13 protein-coding genes and 2 tRNA genes are annotated in these 22,817 nt (G+C 35.8%); 1 reads left to right on the forward strand and 14 read right to left on the reverse strand.

Features of this window, described 5'->3' with window-relative positions; translation table 11 throughout:
• Positions 1-519 precede the first annotated feature (519 nt).
• The 7 genes from BZG02_RS02695 to BZG02_RS02725 form a co-directional block, all read right to left on the reverse strand.
• Positions 520-3,648, reverse strand: coding sequence for an anti-phage protein (locus BZG02_RS02695; protein ID WP_101259884.1), 3,129 nt, complete (start codon positions 3,646-3,648; stop codon positions 520-522).
• A gap of 428 nt (positions 3,649-4,076) precedes the next feature.
• Positions 4,077-4,481: a type II toxin-antitoxin system HicB family antitoxin gene (locus BZG02_RS02700; protein WP_101259885.1), complete on the reverse strand. Its 405-nt coding sequence runs from the start codon at positions 4,479-4,481 to the stop codon at positions 4,077-4,079.
• Positions 4,482-4,650: 169 nt separating this feature from the next.
• Complete coding sequence (locus BZG02_RS02705) at positions 4,651-4,836, reverse strand: type II toxin-antitoxin system HicA family toxin (protein WP_101259886.1); 186 nt, start codon at positions 4,834-4,836, stop codon at positions 4,651-4,653.
• A 547-nt stretch (positions 4,837-5,383) separates the two neighbouring features.
• Positions 5,384-5,458 (reverse strand) — tRNA-Arg (locus BZG02_RS02710).
• 38 nt (positions 5,459-5,496) lie between these two features.
• Positions 5,497-5,571 (reverse strand) — tRNA-Arg (locus BZG02_RS02715).
• A gap of 101 nt (positions 5,572-5,672) precedes the next feature.
• Positions 5,673-7,454 carry an aconitase/3-isopropylmalate dehydratase large subunit family protein gene (locus BZG02_RS02720; protein ID WP_101259887.1) on the reverse strand — a complete coding sequence of 594 codons (1,782 nt, stop codon included), beginning with the start codon at positions 7,452-7,454 and terminating at the stop codon, positions 5,673-5,675.
• A 123-nt stretch (positions 7,455-7,577) separates the two neighbouring features.
• Positions 7,578-9,392, reverse strand: coding sequence for an aconitase/3-isopropylmalate dehydratase large subunit family protein (locus BZG02_RS02725; RefSeq protein WP_218972125.1), 1,815 nt, complete (start codon positions 9,390-9,392; stop codon positions 7,578-7,580).
• Positions 9,393-9,700: 308 nt separating this feature from the next.
• On the opposite strand from BZG02_RS02725, the gene BZG02_RS02730 reads away from it, so the two are divergent.
• Positions 9,701-10,873 carry an MFS transporter gene (locus BZG02_RS02730; RefSeq protein ID WP_218972126.1) on the forward strand — a complete coding sequence of 391 codons (1,173 nt, stop codon included), beginning with the start codon at positions 9,701-9,703 and terminating at the stop codon, positions 10,871-10,873.
• Positions 10,874-10,981: 108 nt separating this feature from the next.
• Here BZG02_RS02730 and BZG02_RS02735 read toward each other — a convergent pair whose 3' ends face one another.
• From BZG02_RS02735 to BZG02_RS02765, 7 genes are all read right to left on the reverse strand, one after another.
• Entirely contained in the window at positions 10,982-12,541 is a 1,560-nt protein-coding gene (locus BZG02_RS02735; RefSeq protein ID WP_218972127.1) for a sulfatase family protein, read from the reverse strand.
• 19 nt (positions 12,542-12,560) lie between these two features.
• The gene (locus BZG02_RS02740) at positions 12,561-13,988 is read right to left on the reverse strand and encodes a glycoside hydrolase family 28 protein (RefSeq protein WP_101260281.1); all 1,428 of its coding nucleotides are present in this window, start codon (positions 13,986-13,988) and stop codon (positions 12,561-12,563) included.
• Positions 13,989-13,998: 10 nt separating this feature from the next.
• The gene (locus BZG02_RS02745; RefSeq protein WP_101259889.1) at positions 13,999-15,546 is read right to left on the reverse strand and encodes an alpha-L-fucosidase; all 1,548 of its coding nucleotides are present in this window, start codon (positions 15,544-15,546) and stop codon (positions 13,999-14,001) included.
• Positions 15,547-15,568: 22 nt separating this feature from the next.
• Positions 15,569-17,131 (reverse strand): sulfatase family protein, encoded by a 1,563-nt coding sequence (locus BZG02_RS02750; protein ID WP_101259890.1) that lies wholly within the window; start codon positions 17,129-17,131, stop codon positions 15,569-15,571.
• Positions 17,100-18,605 carry an alpha-L-fucosidase gene (locus BZG02_RS02755; RefSeq protein WP_101259891.1) on the reverse strand — a complete coding sequence of 502 codons (1,506 nt, stop codon included), beginning with the start codon at positions 18,603-18,605 and terminating at the stop codon, positions 17,100-17,102. Before BZG02_RS02755 ends, BZG02_RS02750 begins: the two co-directional genes overlap by 32 nt.
• 51 nt (positions 18,606-18,656) lie before the next feature.
• The gene (locus BZG02_RS02760; RefSeq protein ID WP_218972128.1) at positions 18,657-20,075 is read right to left on the reverse strand and encodes a glycoside hydrolase family 28 protein; all 1,419 of its coding nucleotides are present in this window, start codon (positions 20,073-20,075) and stop codon (positions 18,657-18,659) included.
• Between the two features lie 311 nt (positions 20,076-20,386).
• Positions 20,387-22,468 carry a LamG domain-containing protein gene (locus BZG02_RS02765; protein WP_180335603.1) on the reverse strand — a complete coding sequence of 694 codons (2,082 nt, stop codon included), beginning with the start codon at positions 22,466-22,468 and terminating at the stop codon, positions 20,387-20,389.
• Between the last annotated feature and the right edge of the window lie 349 nt (positions 22,469-22,817).

Here is a 22,817-nt window from a genome sequence, read left to right on the forward strand (position 1 = left end):
TTGATAGATATCATAACAGAGATCATCAAGGCATCGATAGGAAGAAGCCGTTTATAATCTATAATATGGCAGCTTAAATTCAACTTAGAAAACAGAAATCTTGGTCCAACAAAACGAGGGTACTATAAAGGAGACCCATTTGGATCTCCTTATTTTTGTATTAGTAGTTTTACCACTATAGTAGTAAAAATAGTTTATATATCAGTACAGGTACTGTATGAGTACTACAAATTTGATAATTCAAACAGATCGCTAGTATATCAACACTTTAAAATTCTGCTTAAAACTGCTTATTAAAGCTATAAAATATATTTAATTTACCTTCTCTTACTGAGAAACAAAATGAAGAAGATATATGTTTCAAGAAAAACCAATTGTAAAAATTAAAATAACATTAATAATTATCGATATCAAAGTGATAATTCAATTTCTCAACCTCACGCTCCAAATCGAAAACACTTTATTACCACCTGTTAATAACTAATATCGGCGAAAGATTAAGGCTAACAATACTCCACCCTATTGTCTATTCTCATTATGACTCTTTTTATAATCTCTAGATTTAACTTCCAATTTTCGTTGCTCTTCCCATTCTATTTCCACAGTATCACACAAACGCTGCTTAATTCTATAATCACTAATTGGATAATAGTTTAAATGTTGCAACACTAGAAATTGCAATGTTTTTTTTGCAAGAGAATTACTTTTAACTTCTTCATAAAGTTTTTCAATTTCCGAAATTGGAAGACTAGTGCTAGAATCAAGTTGTACTGATGCTCTAATTAGTTTATATGAATTAATAGGATTTTGTTCGCAAATCTCTTTGTATATTTGAGATAATTTAGGAGAACCGATTGAAGATCCAATCTTTTGAATCATTATGAAACAAACTATAGTATATAAATTGAAAAGTAAAGTTTTAGCTTCAGTTTCTATTTCAGTTTTAGTTTCAATCTTTTTCTCTTTGATTTTTGATTTAAGTTCACTTAGTATATAATTATTTACATCATTAAAAAAACTTAAAATGTAACTTAAACTGCGCAATCCTAACTTAAATGTCGATAAAACAAGTTTTGATTTATCATCCCCTTTTATAGACCCATAATGTTTTTTAGCTATTTGGCCTATAATTTCCATTGTTTTCATGGCCTTATTTAATTCCGAGGAAAAATCTAATTCTTCCTGTATTTCTCCTTCCAAATTTGTCTTATTCCCATTTTGATTTGAACGGTCATTTTCGGTTGCTACACTTTTGTTTTCTAAATTATCTTGATTTTGAAATTGATCTTCCCTAAACTTCTCAACATCATGATTAGGATTAAATACGAGCGGAGTATATTTTATAGATAATGAATTTATATCCCGAACATCACCGTCAAGTTCAATAGCGGTAACATCAGGAAATAGATCATTGGCCGTTTTTAGTAGAGTATCTCTAACAATTGAATCATTGGAGAGATGAGTAAGAAACATTATAATATTTGAATAATCTACCTTGTGCAATCTACCGCACATGAAAGAAAGACTTTCTAAAACTTCTTTAGATGTTATATTACTAGCCATATAACTAGCAAGAAAAAAATAGTATATATAACTATATCTGAACTCTATTAAAAATTCAATATCAGTAAAATAATGTGCCTTTTTAAGGTTTTTAATTATTTTTTCACAATTAAGAGTAATTTTATAATCCTCACAATACTTGTCAATAAAATCTTCAAAATTATCTTTAGAAATATTATTTAATTTCTCATCATAAAGAAAATAAGCAAATTCACTTAATATATTAAAATACAGATAGATTTCATCGTCTTCGCGAAGTACTTTGTATAAAGCGTCTTTTAATAAAAGTTCATAATAAAAACCATAGCTGCTTACATTTTTACTTCTATTTGTAAATGATTCCGAAGCTTGCAATATTGTTAAAATGAAGATCGGATATGCAGGGACAAGATTTTTACCAATTACATTTTTGATTGTATCCATACTCTCATCTATTTTATATGTGAGAGCCTCTTGAGATATATAATCATGTAAGCCAATAGTGTGCCACTGTCTTATCAGTTTATATTGAAGAAGGTGTCCAAATGCCTTTAAATCATATTTTTTAAAATCATCAAAAGTTACATAAGATGATGATAAAAACTCTTGAAACTTTATTGCCTGATCCCCTGTTGTGATAATATTTTGAAAATACTCTTTAATGTTAGAAAAGAATCTATTTTTATATTTAGGATTGGTAATACTAATATTCTCCAGATCGTCAATTATTATAAAAACTTTAGAATAATCAAGTTGATCAAATATAATATTTTCACTATTTTGAAATTGCTTATTAAATTGGTTAGAGGCAACATTAACAAATTCATCAATTGAAGTGCTACTAATTTCTTTTCCTTTAATTAAAATTGGAATATATCCATTTTCAAATAACTTTATTGTATAGTTTTTAAGTAATGTTGTTTTACCTGATCTTTCCTCTCCAGTTATTAGAACTCTTTTTAATATAGGCAACTCATCTTCCAATAATTTAGCTGATTTATTATCAGCAGAAGCAGTACTATTATCATCTCCTATTTCTTGTAAATCTGGATAAATGTATAAATCATCTAAAGTGATATCATCTTTATGTGGATGTGTAAAAGTCGCACTGGGATCATTTAAATACGCTTTGAAATCCGAACTAAATTCCAACTTTTTTGAAGATGATTTTGAGTATCTAGAAAAATCTTTAGTGATTCCTTGTTCTTTGCAATATTTATCATTAATCCATGACAGCTTCTGATAATTAAATCTTTTGTTAATCGTATCAACATTTAGAATATTAAACTCACTTAATTCTGGTCTAGAAGATTCTTGTAAAACACCACCATCCACAAATTCAGTAAAACTATTATTATTATCAATAACAGTCTTTGCGTCAGATACATGTTCATGGCCTGTTAGTATTATATCAACTGTTTTAGAGATGCTGTTGATAAAGTGTTTTGAGTTATTTGGTTCAAGCCAATTAAAAGTGTGATGTTGCAAACTGACTACTAATGAATAATCTTCACAGATATTAGGAATTAAATCTAATGGAAATTTAAGTTGACCTGCTTTTTCTGGAAGAGTGGAAATCCAAGCTGTATTGAATCCTAAAAATAAAACCTTTTCATTACCAAATGTAAATTCAAATGCTTTATAAACATTATCTTTATTCACTAAAGGAACAATAGTAAGTTTCTCTTCAAACTTAAAAAAATTGGATTGAATTTTTGTACAATTATTAATTAATCCAGTTGCTATAGAATCGTCCTGTTTTCTTATCGTTTGAATTAAAACATTTCTCACATCTAATTCTCCACTAATCTGTTGATCGTCAGATTTAAGAATACAATCATGATTCCCAGGAACAAATATAAAATGAATTGGAATAGTTGTATATCGTTCTAATTCCGTCTTTATATTATTAAAAAACTTTTCAGCAATATTATATTGCTTTTCAGCTCCAGAAAATGCTATATCTCCAGTGACACAAATAAATATAGACTTATAACCATGAATATTGTTTTTAATGGTATCAGTAATTTTTTCAACCCTCCTAAGTACTATATCTTCCTCTGACTTAAGGTGAATGTCACCTAAATGTATGATTAATAACTTCATTTCAATATATTAGATGTTCTTATTTTGAGTTTATTCTTGCGTGGATGTTTCCTTTTTAAAGTTATTCTTAATTCCTCCTTAGTGAAATAATTCCAATTATCTTAAACTTTATCACTTCATTTTATAGTTTTGAACTTTACCACTTTCAAAGTTATGAAAAACTACTGCAACTGCAATCGTAAAATAAGAAAAGCGACTACAATTAATGTAGTCGCTTTTGTTTTGCTTTGTCGGGCCGATAGGATTCGAATTTGTATATTTTTTGCAAGTATTTGTTAATATAAGTAATTGTTATACGATTACTAAATTGGACTTGATGTTGATAAGTTAAATTCTAGGTTCTTTCGTTAGAAAAGAGGAGTAAATACACATTTTAGGCATAAAAAAAGCCACACTGTCTAGTGGGCTTTGGATTATAAACTAACTCTCTAAAGAGTAATGGCTTGTAGGTCTGCTCCGAATTGATGAATACCTTTTTCAATCTTTTTTAATTGTCTTTTACTTGGTGTTTTTAACCCATTTGCATATTGACTAACTAAACTAGCATTCAATCCAGATATATTTGCAATACCTGATCTAGTCAACATACCAGAGACCCAATCAAAGAACGCATAAAGATCTAAATCAAAAATAAGTTCATAATCATCTTGGAATTTCTCAGGGATCACTTCATCAAATTCGACTAATCCTTCTAAATGAAAGTCAATAGCTTCTCGCATATTTTCCTTTACACTCTCAAATGTGTCTCCCGCAGCTACGCAACCAATCAGATCTTCAGTATAAGCTGAATAGCCGGTGTCGGTTTTTTCCACAATTACAATTACATTTTCCATAGCTTTTTGGTTTGTTCTCGATTATAATTAAACAATGTTTAATTGGGTTACATAATGTAAAATTTTTTGATGTAAAGATTTGAATGTTATGCTTTTTGTTAAAGTTTAACCTTTCAAAGCGCAACAATTTTACAATTATGTAATTTTATAATTATTTTTTTTGGCAGGACTATTTAAGTCCTGCCTGTTTAAAAATACTGTTTTCTGTTCCTTTTTTAAGATCGTCACTAAATTTACCTGCAATGGTGACTAAACCTTTTTTTATAGGATGTCTATACTGGCGATGATCGCCTCGTGTTCTAACCAAGCTCCACCCATCCAATTCAATGAGCTTGATTGCCTGTTTAATTTTCATGCTATAAAGGTAATGGAAATATTACCTTTTGCAACAACTAGTAATGAATATATTACTTTTTTTCGAGAGATGGTAATAAATACGTTACTTTTTTCTTATTTAGACACATGAAAAAACGATCAAATAAGATCGCAACACTGTTTAGAATAAAAAATTTATCAATATTATTTCTTAGAATTTGGAGGTGGATTAAATTTAAAATTGCTTCATTGGCTTCCTCGAATGGGATTTAACACCTCATATATGAAGTTATACAAACAACTTTATTTAGGATTATACACAAAGCAAACCCTTTGTATTTCCACAATATCGGCTTTGAAAATTTTAAATTTTGGATAGTTAGGACTAACACACCAAAGAATATCTTCATTTTCAATGTCGTATTCAATTGTCTAATCAAAGATATGAAAAATAAGCGATTATTAACTCCGATAATGAAATCTATGTTAATTGAATTACAAGAGAGTTTATGCAGTTTGGTTAACCTATTGATATTATTCATGAAGATATTAAAAACAAAAAAGCCGATACTTTCGTATCGGCTTTGTGATCCAGCCAGGGCTCGAACCTGGGACCTATAGCTTAGAAGGCTATTGCTCTAATCCAACTGAGCTACTGGACCATCCTTGTTTTTTCTTTTTTTGCCTTTTTAAAAATGAGTGATCCAGCCAGGGCTCGAACCTGGGACCTATAGCTTAGAAGGCTATTGCTCTAATCCAACTGAGCTACTGGACCATTCCTTTAAAAGGCGATGCAAATATAGGGATTTATTGCTTTCCTAAGCAAGTATTTCCTTGTTTTTTTTCAGTAAAAATCACCTACCAGCAAGTAAGAGCTTAAATCTCAGTTCTTACCCAGTTCACAAGGCCTTTACATTTAATTATTTGTTGCAGTTTATCGGGCAAAGCGGGTATTTCGAATCGTTTTTCGCCAATCTGAACGACTCCTTCCTGAAAATCAAGCCTAAGCACATCATTTTTCTGATAAGAATCGACAATTTTCCTGTTTACAATGAGTAGTAATCCCTGATTAATAGCCGAGCGATAAAATATCCGGTTGACTGATTTTACGATAACGGCGCGTACTCCTGCATGTGCCAAACCAACTGCCGGATGCTCTCTGGAACTACCACAACCAAAATTCTCCCCAGCAATTAAAATATCCCCCTCCTCTACTCCATCAGCAAAAGAATCATCGAATCCCTTGAACAAATAGGGTCGAATTCCTTCCGGATCGGAACTCAGAACCTCGTAAGTTAAGTTTCCCGCAAACATTTGGTCGGTATTTAAATGATCAATATCGGAATAATCCCAAACACCATTCGATTTGCGATTGTCCGATTCCTGAATTAGAATGGTGCTAATCTGTTGTTTTTGAAATGGAAATTTTATTTGTCTGGAAGCATCGATTCTGGGATCGGTAATCTCCCCTGTAAGTGCAGAACAGGCTACCGTAGCCGGAGAAGCAAGATATATTTGAGCCGTTTTATTGCCCATTCGACCTAAAAAATTTCTGTTCGCCGTCGAAATCACAGTAAATCCATCAGCAGGAATTCCTTGTCCGGTGCCCAAACAAGGACCGCAGGAAGCACCCAAAATAGTAGCTCCGGCTTTCATCAATTTGGTGATAATTCCCTTCTCGATAGCTTCTAAATAAATATCTTTCGATGCTGGAGCAATTAACAACTGAAATCCGCCAGCAAGCTGCTTCCCATCCACAATTTTACTTGCAATTTCCAAATCGTCTAATCGTCCGTTCGTACAAGTTCCAATTAAGCCCTGATTTACCTTTACGCTGTTTATTTCTGATATCGCTTTTACATTATCGACTTGATGCGGCACTGCAAGCAATGGAACTAAATCATTCAAACTAATTTCGTATTCTTTAAAATATCGCGCTCCTTCGTCGGCCCAAACGCCTTTTATCTTCTGTCCGTAAAAGTCTTCCAGAACCTTATCGGGAGGAAAAACCGCATTCTTAGCCCCCATTTCAGAAGCTAAATTTGCCAAGGTCATGCGTTCCGAAATGGAAAGATTCTTTACCCCGGTCCCATGATATTCAATAGACATATAATTAGCCCCAGCAGCACCTATCATCCCAATGATCCATAAAGAAAGATCTTTTGCATAAACACCTTCGGGCAACTTGCCTTTTAGAGTAATTTTAATGGATTCGGGCACTCGAAACCATGTCTCGCTCCTTTTCCACAATCCGGCGGCTTCGGTGCGATCGATACCAACAGCTAAGGCGTTAAATGCGCCTGCTGTGCATGTATGACTATCGCTACCAACGATTAACATTCCTGATTTGGCATGATAAGACATGATTTGATGACAAATTCCTGAGCCTGCATCGTAGAATTTCTTGATTCCTTGCTCTTGGACCAAATCTCGCACCTTCTGATAATCGGTAGCTAACTTCGCATTGGTAGGAGGTGCATTGTGATCCAACACAACTAACAGATGATCAGGATTTTTCACCTGATGACCTCCCATTTTCTCGAATGTATTTTTAATACTCACCGTATTGTCGTGAGTTAAAACAATATCGGGCGTTTTGAAAACGATACTACCACATTTTGCCCGCAATACTTTTTCAACGAAAGTTAAATTTTGCATGATCGTAATGTATTTTTAACCACAAAGGACAATCTAAGTAATTCTCAAAGTCACACAAAGAATTTTCTTGTTTTTTCTTGATGTAACTTCGTGTTATCCTTCGTTTTTCTTTGTGATTAAAATTTAAAACAGTCCACCATTCTGGTAAATCTCCAACTGAACTTCGGAGAAACGCTCTCCAATTACAGAGATATTCTTAGATATATTGGTGATTTTACCAGTCTCAAAATCCAATCGAATAGTATCCCCATCCTTTAAATTCAGTTTTAAAATTGTATCGCAGGTCATGATTGGAAAAGCTGCATTAATCGCATTTCGCTCGTAAATTGCCCCGTAGGATTCCGCAACAATTGCTTGTATTCCCAGTGCTTTAAAACAATCCACCGCTTGCTGACGAGAACTACCGCTTCCAAAATTTTTGTGCGCAATCACAATATCTCCAGGCATGGCTTTTCGTGCGAATTCTTCGTATCCCATTAAATTATCGAAAGTATATTGTCCCATTTCCTCCATCTCAGTAATGGAAAGATAGCGGTTGTGGAAAATCATATCTGTATCGATATTATCCATGGGAATGTACCACACGCGCCCTTCAATTCTCTTCGGTTTATCGATGGTCTTATGTCCTGAATGAAGCATTGTCCCCACCTCTTTTAATTTTGCTTTTCCAGTACCAAATGTAACGGGAAGCTCTGGTATTTCGTTGTGCGGAACAATACAACCAGCAATGGCAGATGCTGTTACCGTAGCTGGTGAAGCTAAATAAACCAGTCCTTTGCCCTGTTTGCCAGGGAAATTTCTGTTCCCAGTGCTAATCGTCACTTCACCAACTCCATTTTGGCCAACCTGACCAGCCGCACAACCTGCGCATCCGGCATTAGAAACCAAGGCTCCAGCTTCTTTAAATATATTTAGTAAACCTTCTTTTAAACATTCCTTCCATATTTCGTCGGTTGCAGGAACAATTTTAAAAACGACACCCGGAGCTACCTTTTTCCCTTTTAGGATGTTTGCCACGATTCGAAAATCTTCCATGCGTCCATTGGTACAGCTTCCAATAAAAGCAGAATCAATTTTCACTCCTTTAGCTTTACCAACTGGAACGGTATTATGAGGCTCACCTGGCAAGGAAACACGAGGAACAAACTTTTCAATATCCATTTCAAACACTTGATCGTACTCAGCATCAAAATCTGCTCTTACTACATCGATTTTTTTTCCACTACGATACTCAGCGTATTCCATAATAGCCTCATTAGGCGTAAATAGAATAATAATACAGCCCATTTCGGTAGCCATCGATGAAATGGTAATTCTTTCATCAAGCGTAAGATGATCCACCTCTTCGCCATAAATCTCGACGGCATATCCGAGAAGGGAATTCGCTCCAAATCGATTCAATAGTCCCAAAACGATGTCCTTCGCAAAAATTCCCTCTGGTCGTTTCCCGTTAAGATTAATTTTTACGCTTTTAGGAACTTTGAACCACAGCTTCCCTTTGTGAATAGCTACTGCAATGTCTTTATCGCCCATTCCCTGTCCGAATGCACCTACAGCACCCAATATATTGGCATGAGAATCGGTAGTTACGGCTGTAATTCCCGAATAAGCCAGACCTTGCTCAATTAAAGTATGCGTTCCTATCCCCACATTAATATCAAATACCTTCACACCATTATCACGAGCAAACAATCTACATATTTGTTGATTTACTGCATATTTCTGATCCGACCCCGTAGGATTACAATCGAAAGTAAAAAAAGTCTTTTTTGGATCGGCAATTGTTAGGTTATACTCCTGCATATTCTTAACTACATTGGCACCACCAAAATCTCGCGCCGCACGAATATCTATTTCAATATCAACAATTTCGCCAGGTTTCACAACACTCTCTTTGGAGTGATTTGCTAGAATTTTTTCGATTAATGTCATTCCCATAGTTCAAATATTTTAGATTTGATATTATCTCTTCCTGTTTTACTACAGCTCACAAAACCAACACCACTTCTTCTAAATTTACACAAAATATATTCGCTAGCCTCATCAATTAATTCCGATTTAAGGATAGCTTGATTAATTGTGAAAAATAGAAAACTCACGTCCTTCACAAATCCGTAGATTACTCAATATGAGCACAAAAGCCATTCCATTTTTCTTAAGAAACAAAAACATGACCATCAAATAATCAAAAGCAAAGACTTTTCTATTCCGAATGAGCGTGTATCTTTGCAATTCAAATTAAAGCGATGACGAGATCCATTTCCGGAAATATTCCCAAACTGTATTTGATTAAAATTGCCAAGTGGTTTATGCTTACCATGCCCATTATTGTGCTCTTTTATCAGGAGAATGGTTTGAGTATGCAGGATGTATTAACCCTAAAGGGGATTTATTCTGTTGCTGTTGTTGCCCTCGAAATTCCTTCGGGATACATTGCCGACGTTTGGGGCCGAAAAAAATCACTCATTCTAGGTTCTATTTTAGGTTGCTTGGGCTTTGTAGTCTACTCTTTTAGCTCCGAATTTAGTGGCTTCTTACTTGCAGAATTAATACTAGGAATTGGCAGTAGTTTTATATCCGGTTCCGATTCTGCTATGCTTTACGATAGTCTGCTTAAAATGGACAGAGAAAAAGAATATCTAAAACAAGAAAGCAGAGTAATGTCGGTTGGTAATTTTGCAGAAGCCTTAGCTGGCATCGCCGGTGGCAGTTTGGCTTTAATTAGCCTGAGAACACCCTTTATTTTTCAATCATTTATTGCATTCATAGCCATTCCAGCTTCCATTTTATTAGTTGATCCAAATCAAAATTCCATCAAAATAAAAGTTGGATTTAAGCATATTTTAAGCATTGTAAAATTCTCACTTTGGGACAATGCTAAATTGCGTTGGAATATTGTACTCTCTTCGGTAATTGGATCGGCAACACTAACATTGGCTTGGTTCATTCAACCTTACTTGCGTGATTTAGAACTAGAAGTAAGTACCATTGGAATCATCTGGACACTTTTGAACTTAACCGTCGGCTTCGTAGCCCTTTCAGCACATCGAGTAGAGGGATATCTTGGCAAAACAGGCACTTCTGTTTTTATCGTTATTGGAATATCGGCTGGCTTTATATTAACAGGATGGTTTAATTCTTTAATTGGGATTGGTGTCCTTTTCTTTTTCTATTTTGTGCGTGGAATTGCGACTCCTGTTTTAAAAAATTACATCAACCAAATTACGGCATCAGAAATGAGAGCCACGGTACTTTCGGTGCGTAATTTTATTATTCGAATTTGCTTTGCCATTATTGGTCCTTTTTTAGGATGGTACACCGACCATTACACCCTTGCTTCGGCTTTGATATTAGCTGGTATCATCTTCTTTATTTTAGGCGGAATTAGTGTGTTTTTCATGACCAAAGTGGAGAAATAAAAAAACTGCAAACAATTCTAATTAAAGAATTGATTACAGTTTTATATATGCTGCACAATGATCGGTCATAGGTCATAGGTCATAGCATGCTATGACCCTACATTTTAATTAATAAAAATCCCAAAAATCATAGGCATAATCGATGTGTTCTTTATAATCTCCTAATTCAACAGCTTTCTCCTTCATTTCTATTCTCATTACTTTCAAAACTTCCTCATATTCAGGCAGGAATGAAAGATTAGTTGTTTCCCAAGGATCATTCTTGATATTAAACAAAAGTGTGACTCTTGATCCGGACACGAACTCTCCTTTTTGTTTCGAAAAATCCTTTGCCCGAACGAATTCAATCAGTTTATAATCTCCTTTACGATATGCCCGTTGATGCTGACGGTACGCATGATAGGTATAATCTCTCACTTGTTTTTTTTCTCCTTTAATCACCGGCACTAAACTTTTTCCATCCACCGATTCGGGAATAGACAAGTTCGTTAAATCACAAATAGTTGGAAAAATATCATAAGTATAAGTCAAGGCATCAATTCTTTTTCCTTTCTCGGCCCCATTTGCACCAGAAATAATAAATGGCACATGAACACCATCCTCATCGTAAACACTTTGCTTGCCAATTAAACCATGACAACCAACCGCCAAACCACTATCTCCTGCAAAAACAATTAAGGTATTCTCATACTGTCCACTTTCTTTCAAGGCTGTAATTACTCGTCCAATTTGAGCATCCAAATGTGTAATAATCGCATAATAATCAGCCAAATGCTGACGTGCAACTTCTGGAGTTCTTGGCCACGGAGCCAAAGCCTCATCGCGCAAAACCATATGACCATTATCGAAAGGATGCTGTGGCATATAGGAAGGTGGCAATTGAATGCTGTCAGCAGGATACATATCCCGATATTTTTGTGGTGCCTGACGAGGATCGTGAGGTGCATGAAAAGCCAGATACATGAAAAATGGATCTTTTTCTTTATAGCTTTCAATATAATTTATTGCTTTATCAGCAAATATTTCAGATGTATGAGGTCCATCTTCTTCCGTTCCTGTTGGTCCGCGTTTATCCTCTTTTGTGAGTGCTCTTCGAACGGTATTTCCATTCTCATCGTAAACCAGTAAATAAGCATCATCATTACTAAACTTTGCTTCTTTATCCCAATCCCAAAGAGGCATTCGAAAATGGTCGGTAAGGTAAAGACCACGTCCCATCACGGTTGATCCCGAATCGAATGAACGCACTAAGGAATTATTATCCTGATGCCATTTCCCAACCATTTGAGTATTGTATCCAGCCTCGTTAAATCTCTCTCCGATAGTTGTTTGATCTTCTGGAATGAAGTGTCCTTCCCCTTTTAAATGAAACAATTGACGTCCGGTATGCAACATGGCACGACTAGGCACACAAGTAGCTCCAGAAAATGATCCCATTAAATAAGCATTCGTAAATGCGATACCATTAGTTGCTAAAGCATCGATATTTGGCGTTTTAACTTGCTGATGACCCAATGCATGCACCCCTGAATAACGATGATCATCAGTAAAAATAAGTAATACATTCTGCTTTTTAATTTTCTTTGCAAAAACCTCTTTCGCACCTGACACCAAAAACAAACTCATGAAAATGAGCAGTATACCAATATTTTTTTGTTTGAAACACATGATTTTTTTATTTATTCTGTTATTGAATTTGATATTGTTCTCCGTTAATTTTAGCCTCAACTACTTGTTGATTTTGTACGTTTAACATGACAACAGGAAGCCTCTCATCTTTTGCTTCTGTTTGGATTACCAAATTTGAAATCCTTAGAGTTTCCATATGTCGTCCCATAATTCCATAAGAAGGCAAAACTCCAAAAAAGCTAAATTCCGGATACTTTTCTTCATCTTCGGGAACTATTACTTTTGCTTGTTCTTTCGTTCCTCTCCCAGGCAAATAAATTTGGATGTTTTCTAATTTAACAGCACCAAGTGGATGATTTTTTGTACCCGTCATAAAAATTCCTGATGGTGGAGAAACTCTTGATTCTTCCAAATCCCAAGTAGTTGCTACAACATTACTGATGGTCACATTATTTATACTTCCTACCTCTTGTTTTGGAGCATCACGATAAGTTCTTAATCGCTCTCCCAAGCGAATAAAAATTGGCATGTCCACCTTCTCCATTTGAATGCTGTCCATCTTGATGTTATCGATATTTGCACCATCAACACTCAAAATCTTAATACCGCCACCACGCGTTTCGTGGATGTAGCAATTCGTAATTGAAATATCGCGAAAGTCACCCATCGATTCGGTTCCAAACTTGATGGTTCCCCAATCGCTTTTTAAACGACAATTGCTCACCTGAACATTTTGCGTAGCAACGGGACTCGTCGTTTTAAAACAAATCGCATCATCTCCCGAATCGATGGTACAATTTTTAATTACTGCATCTTTACTGGAATCCAGATCGATACCATCGTTATTTTTATGTGCGTGACTATAAATTGTAATGCCATCCACCAAAATATCATTACACTGAAAAAAATGACAAGTCCAAGCGGCTGGCTGACGTAAAGAAATATCAGTAAGAGTAACTCGTGAAGATTTTACAAATCGAAGCAAAAAAGGTCTGTTATTCACAAATTCATTCAGTCTACTTTCATCGAGCTTTAATTTCCTCATGCATTTTGCCAATGCCTCCCGTTTAAAAAGTTCCCCTCTTCCATCGATAATTCCTTTTCCGCTAATGGCGATATTTTTGGCATTTAGAGCACCAATTAAACATTTACCGCGTTGTTGTCCAACCGCATCTGTAAATGGGTCAATTGTTTGATAATCCCCAGGATTATCGCTACCAATTAGTTGAGCTCCTTCGTCTACTTTCAGCGTCACATTATCTTTCAGTAAAACTGTTCCCGAAACGTAAATTCCATCGCGAATAAGAACCGTTCCTCCTCCCGCTTCACTGCACTCATCAATAGCAGTTTGAATAAAAGCAGTATTCAGAGTCAAACTATCTCCTTTGGCTCCATAATCTTGAATGTTCCATACCGTTTTGGGTGCTTGGCAAGAAATAAGGAAAAACACAATTCCCGCAAGTAATAACAATCTATTTTTAAGCATATTAACAATTTTATTTTTCAACAATTTTACGCCTCTCCATCTTCAAACAGTAAGCAAAATCACATGGTTTTTCTTTGGGAAAAGTTACGATCAAAGCTCCTTCAGTTTGTTCCCATTCTATTTTGTCGTTTGAACCAATCAAACTTATATTTTTAATTTGCCCTGGATATAATTTCCCTTGAAAGCCTAAACTTTTAATGTGCAATTTATCCGTTGGCCAATCCAAACAGATCGCGTACAAAGCATCCCCTTTTTCCGTAAAACGGATGTCTTTTTCGGTATACTTAGGAATTTCATTCCCCTGATTTTTTCCTTGACCATGATGTCCTGGATTAATTACCTCTGCCGGTCCTTCGCCATAAATTACCCAAGGAGCTGTTCCATAAATTGCTTCTCCGTTTAATTTCAACCAATCGCCCATAGCATACAATTCCTTTTTCACTTCTTCAGAGAAACTACCATCTGCTTTAGGAGGTACATTCAACAAAATTCGACCATTCTTACTGGTTATATCCGCCAACATATCAATTAACATGTTCGCATCTTTCAGCTTGTTTTTAGGATTGTAAAACCAAACCGTTGGCCAAACCATGTGCTGTTGCATGTTGATATCAGCCATCCAAGGATCGAATTGCAAACCATTCAAATTTCCATTTTCGATATCGCGCATTGCTATTCCTGGTGGGATATCGTATGATTTATAGATAAAACCAACCTCTTTTCCCCATTCCTGAGCTTTGTTAAAATACCTACTTAAATAGGCTTGTTGAATATCTTCACGAATGCCAGACATATGAACAGCTTTTCCTGTATCAACTATTTTTCCGTCTACCAATACCTTCTGTTTCTCAAGCTGTAGCGTTCCTCCAAAACCTACATCAGTCCAAACAATATCGGGCTGATATAGCTCCATCGCCTCCGTCATTCTTTCTAACCAACCTTGCAGGTATTCCGTTCTAAAACGACCTTCTTTCCCATAAATAGTAGGATCAGTCCCTGTCACTACATTTTCATGCTTTGGCGATACATAAGTAGTATCGGTAGAAGAAATTGGTCCCCACAAAGTACTACTATGAAATGAGGCTATAAGCTTCATATCTCGTTTCCGGATTTCACTTGCCAAACTGCCAAAAATATCAACTTTCGGACCTTTTTTTACCGAATTCCAATCGGTGATCTTCGAATCCCAATTCAACATCCCATTTACGTGCCAGGCTACAGGTCCCGCAAATTGAGCTCCAGCTCTTTCGAACAAATCCACCCATTCTTTTGCCGAGAATTTCTCCCCTTTCCACTTTTCAATCGCTTCTGCGTGTGGCATATCCGGATTTCCACTTTCGAGCACCACCGACTGAGCTCCCCAATGACTGTAAATTCCAAATTTGGCATCCTCGAGCCATTGCGGTGTATTGTGTTTTCTCAATGATGACCAATTGGCTTCATAGGGAATTTGCTTTACTTCCTTTTTCATCGCCTCTTGAGCACAACTAGAAAGTAGAATGCTTGCCATTACAGCTAACAAACTCACCCGTTTTTTTGATAGATTTATTTTCATCATGGGTCTATTTTTTATGTTTGGACTATTCTAATTCCTTACTTCTCATTTCCAACAAACCATCAACACTGGTGTTAATCGGCACCTTATCAACACCTAAATATTTTCTAGCATCAATAATTTTATCACCTGTTTGTTTTTGCCATTTGAACAAAAGTTGCTGATAGTTTTTCACCTGTTCCTGGTGTTTGACATCGAAAGCCAAGTTTTTTAGTTGTTTGATATCCTTTTGTAGATCGTACAGCTCAAAAGGCGGTTTTGCTATGAAATACATGGCTTGCAAATCGGTCAATTTATTATTCTTCTGCAAGTCTTTCATGCTCTTAAAAGTTAATGCTCGGCTTGCATAACTATTTTCACAATAGGGAAGCTCTGGGAAAAAATGATGGATGTATTGAAAATCTTTAGTGATCACAGTTCGAGAACAATCAAAAGTGCCATCCATACCATCGCGAGTAGCAAAAACACAAGTACGTTTACGAGGAGCCTTACTCAATAAATTGAGTCCTTCCATTGTTTTTGGAACCTCAGCACTTACTGCCTGCAGACAGGTTGGAGCAATATCAATTATACTTGCCAGCTCTTTATTTACTTGCCCCGCTTTAATATGATTTGGCCAGCGCAATATCATGGGAATATGAACACCTGTATACCACAAACATTGCTTATGTCGTTGTAGTGTTGCTCCATGATCCGACATTAAAATGACCATGGTATTATCGGCACAGCCACTCTCCTCAAGAGCATCTAAAAATTTACCAACTTCAAAATCAACATGGGATACCGCATCTAAACTCGATGCCAATATATGACGAACCTCTCCATTATCTGAATAGTATAGAGGAACATCAATATGAGTTGAATCGACAGCTATTCCGCGCTCTTTTGCCCAAATACGTCCGGGTTCAAAACCGTGTTTTTTCCCTGTTTCGATATTCGCATAAGCGAAAAAAGGCTGTCCTTCCCTCTTCTTTGTCCACTCGCCTCCATTAAAATAGGTTGAAATATCAGTAGGATCAATTATTTGCAAATGATCAAATACCTCTTTACCACTCTCCTGATTGTTCTCCCACTTCCCTCTATCAAAATTCAGATCGGTTTTTGCCGTTGCACCATAAATCTTATTGTACATACGATCGCCATTGCTTTTAAAATTGACGGTAAAATAGCCCGCCTCACTCATCAATTGAGTCAAAATTGTATAAGCTTCGGGTAACTTATCGATATACGAACTACGATGCTGTGGGCACCCAACCGTTGAAGCATAACAACCTGTAAATAAAGAAGTATGGCTAGGACTACAAACTGGAGCCGTTGCATATGCCCGAGTAAACCTCATTCCCTCACCTGCCAATTGATCAATATTTGGTGTTTGAGTTAATTTGTTTCCATAACAGCCAAAATCAGGATCTAAATCATCCAAAAACAGAATTAATATATTGGGCCTGTCCGATTCCGCTTTCAGCATTGTACTTGGTATCAATGCCAAAAGAAGAATTAAGAATACCGCTCTTACGATTCTATTCATGTTACAATTCATGTATAAAGTTGATGAACTATTTTCTTTCGATTTTAATAACATAGGCATAATCACAAGGCTTTACTTGTGGCATTTTCACTTTTAAGCCTTCTGCTGTTTGTTGCCATTTTAGGCTAGCATCGGAACCTAATAAACTTAGCGCCTTAATATCTCCAGGGTATAATTTCCCTTTTGATCCAAGGGTACGAATAAGCGCCTCTTCCCCTGGCCATTCAAGGCAAATCGCATATAAATTTTTACCATTCTGCGTAAAACGGATGTCTTGTGCAGTATAAGTTGGAATTAATTCACCGCGTTGTTTTCCCTGACCATGATGCCCTGGATTGGTAACTTCCGTTGGACCTTCACCAAAGAATACCCAAGGCATGGTATTGTAAATGGCTTCCCCATTAATTTTTAACCAAGCGCCTATCGCCTGCAGTTCCTTTGTAACCTCTGGTGCAAAAGAACCATCAGCCATCGGAGGAACGTTCAGCAACATGCGTCCGTTTTTACTAGTCATATCCACAAGCATATCTACTAAAGTACCAGCAGTCTTCACTTTGTTTACCGGATTGTAAAACCAAGTTGATTTCCATTCGAAATGACGTTGCATGTTTACATCAGCCATCCATGGATCGTATTGCAGACCGATAAGATTACCATCTTCAATATCGCGCATACCAATACCTGTTGGGATATCATGCGTTTTATAGATCACTTCCACATCCTTGTTCCACTCAATGCCTTTATTAAAATAATAACTCAACATTTTCTGCTGATAAGCCTCAGGAACTGAGTTTAAAGAATTATCACCATGAGGCAATAGACGTCCACTGATAGCATACTTTTTTAAATCGCCACCAATAGTTCCGCCAAAACCAACATCAAACCAAATCATATCCGGTTGATATTTAGTAATGGCTTCGGTAATTCTATCGTACCAAGCATCAAAAATAACTTCTGCAATTCTGCCATCGTTTAGGGTAGCATATTTTGAATGATCTTGATTTGGATCCAAGTAAGTACTGTCTTTCCAGCTTAATCGTCCCCACATGCGCTCCCAAAAATTACCCGTATGAAAAGAAGATACAACTGGCATATTTCTCTTGCGAAGTTCTTTAACCAACTCTCCATAAATATCCACCTTAGGACCATGTTTAACGGAATTCCAATCACTTAATTCACTATCCCAGTTTAACATACCACTTCCATGCCATGCCACAGGACCACCAAATTGAGCACCTGCTTCCTGAAAAAGATCAACCCATTTTTTTGCATCAAATTTCTCCCCTTTCCATTTTTCAATGGCTTCCACACGACTTAATTCCTCATTGCCAGGCAATAGCTCGATGGTTTGCGGTCCCCAATGACAGTAAATTCCAAATTTAGCATCCAAAAGCCATTGTGGTGTTTGATGTTTCTGTAGCGAAGACCAATCGCTTTCATATAACGGTTTGACTTGCTTTGTTTCTTTCTTCGTTTCACAGGCAAAAAAGGCAACAAAAGCAATTGATAGTAAGGCAATTTGATTTAGTTTCATAGTTCTTAATTAGCTAGGGTTGATACTATTTTAATCATCAGTAAAGCGCTCTTAGTTCTTGATTTTAACAAGCTTACCATTCCTATAGAATTTACTCACCTCACTATTGGTCACATCATTCAGAATGATAGGTTTACGAGCATCTTCACCAACTACAGTTAAATGAAAATTATCAACAAACACATTTTCCATGTGACGTAAATAAACCCCAGAAGCAGGAAGTGTTCCTACTAAACTAAACTCAGGCCAGTGTCCTTTTAGCACTTCCAAAGTATATTCGTTCAAGTCTGTTTTTTCAGCATCCTCTTTTGTTCCGCCACCCGAAACAAAAAACTGAATGTCTTTAAGAATGATATTTTCAATTTTATGCCCCGGCATACCGGTTAAGAAAAAGGCTGAATTTTTATCCAATTCTGTATTGTCGGCAATAATATTTTGAAAAATGAAGTTTTTCATTTCTTTGTAAGGATACATCTCATCTGGCGCATCAACACATGCCTTTTGTTGTGTAAAAGTCATGAAGATTGGTCGAGGCACATTTTTCATCACCAAATTCGAAAATGTCATGTTCTTCATCGAACCTCCTTCGTTCATCTGAATTTTTAATCCAGAATCTTTGATATTTTTAAAGGTACAGTTGGTTACGGTTACTGATTCAAAATCGCCACGAGACAACAAGCCAATACGCATTCCACCCCATTGTGTCTCAAAAATGCAATTCGAAATCACCACGTCTTTACAAGGCTTATCCACTAAAGAAGCTTGCAAACAAATACAATCATCACTGTTATCAAAAGAACTATTTGATACTCGAACATTGGTGCAACCATCAAAATCTAATCCATCTCCATTTTTATTCGAGCGACTGTGAATATAAATTCCATCCACAACAATTTCGTTGCAATACAACCAAGCCGATGTCCATGCAGCGGGATTAATTAGTTTTACATCTTTCAAATGAATGTCATTACAATTCATAAAACGCATTAGCATTGGACGCTTATTTTTAAAGTATTTCTCGTGTCCATTTCCATCAATTGTTCCATATCCATCTATGGCAAATGATTTTGCATCTTTTGCAAAAATGAAACAAGGATCCATATGCTTTTCACGTTTGTACATGATTTTATGCGTATCATCTGGATAATCCTCTATATCAGGACTCCCCAACAATGTTGCTCCATTTTCCACTCGAAGTGTCACAAAACTTTTCATGTAAATGGTACCAGAAACAACTGTTTTTCCTGCAGGAATAAGAACAAGTCCTCCACCATTTTCGGTGCAAGCATCTATTGCCGACTGAACTGCTTTTGTATCTTTTGTAATTCCATCTGCTTTAGCTCCAAAATCAAGCACATTGAAATTCTTTGAAAAAGCCTGTACTGTAAACAAGCTTAACAATACAAAAACAAAAGTGAACCGACTCATAATTCTCTTTGCATTCATAAGATTTAAATTTCCCTTTTTCATATGATTATTATTTTAAGTTTTTGCCATATGTAACTTACCATGCTGTGATAATCATCTCCCTGTGTGTCAAAACACCCTTGTCATGAACGTTTCATATCCTAAAATAGATTAACGAATAAAACCAATAACAAATTCAATTTGTAGCATTACGTAATGTTCAACTACAAATTAAAAAATCAGAAGTTCAAAAAAGGGTAATGAGGGGGTAATAAATGGGGTAAAATTTAGAATACCCCTCTATTTAATAAGATTTCACTGCAGTAGTACTTATTTTCAAAATATGGATCGTGGAGGTGCTTGTGGAATATTGCTTACGAATTTGTTAAAATACAAGCTTCAAAAGTTTGCTTAAAATCCTCATTGAGCATACTCTTGTAGTTAGTGGTAAACCGGCTGTAAGCATTCAACGCCTTTTGCTTTTGCTCATTATTTACAAGAGCTGTTAGTAAGTAACAAAGAGCCTCCTCGCTAAAAGGATCTATTGAAAGCCAAAGTGAAGCAAACTGCTCAAGAGATTTCCACTCTCGATTTGTAAAAGCTAAAGAACAATAATCATTCAGCAAATCAATATGCCGATCGTTAAATAATCGAACAATAGAATCAAAACATTCATTTTTCAATGGCTTACACAATTGCATGCTTTTGAAAGGAAAATTAAACTCTTTTACAGGCAAATTATCTTTAAAATAAAATAAATCAACAAACACATGCTCAGGAATATCAATTTCCCATTCTTTATTCGTGTAAACAATAGATAATCCGTCAAACTGCTTAAACAAAGTTCGTAAACGGTGGACATTTGTTCCTCGATTATTTTTCTTTTGTGCCACATCATCATTTTCCCAGAGAATATCCGACAGTTCCTGAGAACTAATTTTGCGATTGTAAATTTTAGGATATAAAAGAATCAGTGCAAACAAGCGAATTAATGTAGGCGTAAAATCATGAGAAATATTTGTTCCATTTTGATCAAAAGCTTGAAAAGTCTCAAAAAAGCAGAATGCATTCTTTTGCGGAATATTGTGACCATCCTCTTCATTTTGCTGTTCGTTACGAAGTTTTTTTAATCTATTTTGTATTATTCTCCATAAAAAGAAAATCGCAAAAAGTAAAGTAAGCCCAACAAGAACAATATAAATAGAATAAGAATTTTGAGCACTTGCCAGAACAGCCACATCCAATTTTCCAGAATAAACGTCTTTAATTTCCGATTCGGAAAGCGCACGATCCCAAATCGCAAACTGAGATAATTGTCCATTAAAGGTATTCCCCCAAATACTTTGCCCAATAGTAACAGCTTCCTCTTTACCCACTTTTCCGGAAATACTTTTGCTGTCAACCAATTGTCCATTGATAAAAAAGTCAGCCTTGTGATTATATGTTAATGCGACTGCCAAATGCACCCACTCTTGGGGGTAACCAACCCGTTTTTTTGCCTGACAACTGAACACCATTGGCACATTAAACCACAATCTACCTTGATTAATGATGTACCGAAGGCTAAAGTCCCGATTCCCGACCAGTGCCATCACCCAATTTTTATTGGTAGGTTTTGCCCAAACTGCTATTGTTAATTGATTATCGAAAGAATAACCCGACATCAAAGCATGAGAATCATCCTCCCGAAAATCAGCAACGACACCTCTTATGCTATCCTTTACGAACATCACGTTTCTACTCTCCAACAGCTTTTTAGGATGTTTTGACAAGTCTGAAAAATCTCCTCTCAGAGGCATATAAGATTCGAGCTTATAGGATAAATCAGGAATTGAAACAGTCTCCCTAAACAGCATCTTCATTTCAAGCGAATCAATAGCTCTATCCCATATTTTAAGATCATCGATATATCCCTCGGCGTCAACATTGTACCGATCCTTACCAACAACAATTCGCCCTTTCTTTGTCCACCACAATGGAGAAATTTGTTCCTGTAGAATACTCTCTCCATTCAGATAAATGGTTAAGTTCCCATTCTTTTTTAAACTAAACCCTAGGTGTTGCCACTCATTATTAGTTAGCACCCCTGCAGTGTTCAAGTCTTGTTGCAAATAATGATTAAATTGAATTTCCCGGTTGGGCATGTAGCGAAGATAAAAAACCGAATCTTCACCAATAATCGTACCTGGATGAATGTCGATATTTTCTGGTTTAAACCAGAAAGCAACAGTTAAAGCTGTATCTCGATGATTCGTCAAAGCCAACACATTTTCACTTGCTTTAAATCGGACAACTTCGGTTCTAACTTCATCTTGCAAAAACGCTTCCAAATTTACTTCAGATTGCTTTGCTAAAACACTTAAATCATCAACAAAAAATAAACCTTTCTCATAGCTTTGAGAAACACTACTTACAATGAAAACAAAAAAGAATATCGATGTCGCTATTATTTTCATGAGAAGGTTAAGGTATAGAATTACTAAAGATATACATAATAGCATACTCTTTCACAAATTAACAAATTTGAATCCACTTCCTAAAAAGAATCAAAAAATGGTATAGGTGTTAAAATCCATAATAAATAGGGGGGAGATCGCAAAATAAAACGACAAACACCTAATTATTAGTTGCTTATGTGAAACTTGAAATTATTCTATTTTCATACAAAAAGGGAAATTTTACTTTCTGTAAAGTTTTTGTATAGGCCTACCAAATCAATTCTGACAAACAAATAGAACCATTTAAAGTTCGTATTCGAATCGAAATATCAATAGCTTCTTTCTGTAAATAATTGGATGAAACATT

This window comes from Labilibaculum filiforme (assembly GCF_002843315.1).
GTDB lineage: Bacteria > Bacteroidota > Bacteroidia > Bacteroidales > Marinifilaceae > Labilibaculum > Labilibaculum filiforme.